Here is a 1,176-nt window from a genome sequence, read left to right as displayed (position 1 = left end):
GGTGGTAGGTCCGTTCGATCCAGGTCACGATCGCGATCCGGAGCTCTTCGCGGGTGGTCCAGGTGCGCCGGTCGAGGACGTTCCTTTGCAGCAGGCTGAAGAAGCTCTCCATGGCCGCGTTGTCCCCGGCCGCGCCGACACGGCCCATCGAGCCGACCATGGCGTGGCGGTTGAGCGCGTGGACGAATTTGCGGCTGCGAAATTGCGAGCCGCGGTCGCTGTGGACGACGCAGCCGGCGACGTCACCGCGGCGGGCGACGGCGTTGTTCAACGCAATGACGGCGAGCCGGGACTTCATTCGCGAGTCGATGGAGTAGCCGACGATCCGGTTGGAGTAGACGTCCTTGACCGCGCAGAGGTAGAGCTTGCCCTCGCTCGTCCAGTGCTCGGTGATGTCGGTCAGCCACAGCTCGTTCGGGGCGCCTGCGGTGAACTCGTGCCGGGTCACGCCGTGCCGGTCGACGTAGGCGCACAGGTCGTCGTGGACCGGTGGGCCGGGCTTCTTACCGTGCTTGCCGCGTCTCTTGCCGAACGCCGACCACCAGCGGTTGGACGAGCAGATCCGCCAGCCGGTCCGCTCAGCCATCGCCTCGCCGGCTTCGACCGCCTCGTCGACCAAGAACCGGTAACCGAACTCCGGATCGTCACGGTGGGCGTCGAATAACGCGTTCGCGCGATACGCCTCCACCAGTTCGGCGTCGGTGACCGGGCGGGCGAGCCACCGGTAGTAGGGTTGGCGAGCGATCCTCAAAACCCGACACGTCACCGCGACGGGGATCCCGTCAACGGCCAGCTCGCGCACGAGCGGGTAGATCATTTTCCCGGCAGGTTCGCCTGCGACAGATACGCCGCCGCCCGGCGGAGCACCTCGTTCTCCTGCTCCAGCAACCGGACCCGCCTGCGCAGCTCACGCTCGGTCGCGGACTGCTCGGACGTCGTTCCGGGCTTGACCCCGTCCTCGACGTCGGCGGTCCTCAACCAGTTCGTCAGGCACGACTCGCTGATCCCGAAGTCGGCAGCGATCTGCTTCAGATGGACGCCTGGTTCGCGGTTCCTGGCGACACGAACCACGTCGTCGCGGAACTCCTTGGGATACGGCTTCGGCACGATGCACATCCTTCCAGCAGCACCTCTCGGCACCACAGATCAGATGTCACCTATCCGTGCAGCAGCCCC

1 protein-coding gene is annotated in these 1,176 nt (G+C 66.6%); it reads right to left on the bottom strand.

Going from position 1 to position 1,176, the window contains the following annotated elements:
• A protein-coding gene (locus Y710_RS18860) for an IS3 family transposase (RefSeq protein WP_231875788.1) occupies positions 1-1,116 on the bottom strand; the annotation gives its coding sequence in 2 pieces (ribosomal slippage) (positions 1-820 and positions 823-1,116; 1,114 coding nt annotated over the 2 pieces). This gene is flagged as partial in the annotation.
• Positions 1,117-1,176 lie beyond the last annotated feature (60 nt).

It is taken from the genome of Gordonia sp. QH-12 (assembly GCF_001578675.1).
Classification (GTDB): domain Bacteria; phylum Actinomycetota; class Actinomycetes; order Mycobacteriales; family Mycobacteriaceae; genus Gordonia; species Gordonia sihwensis.
This window is presented reverse-complemented; position numbering and strand designations above follow the sequence as displayed.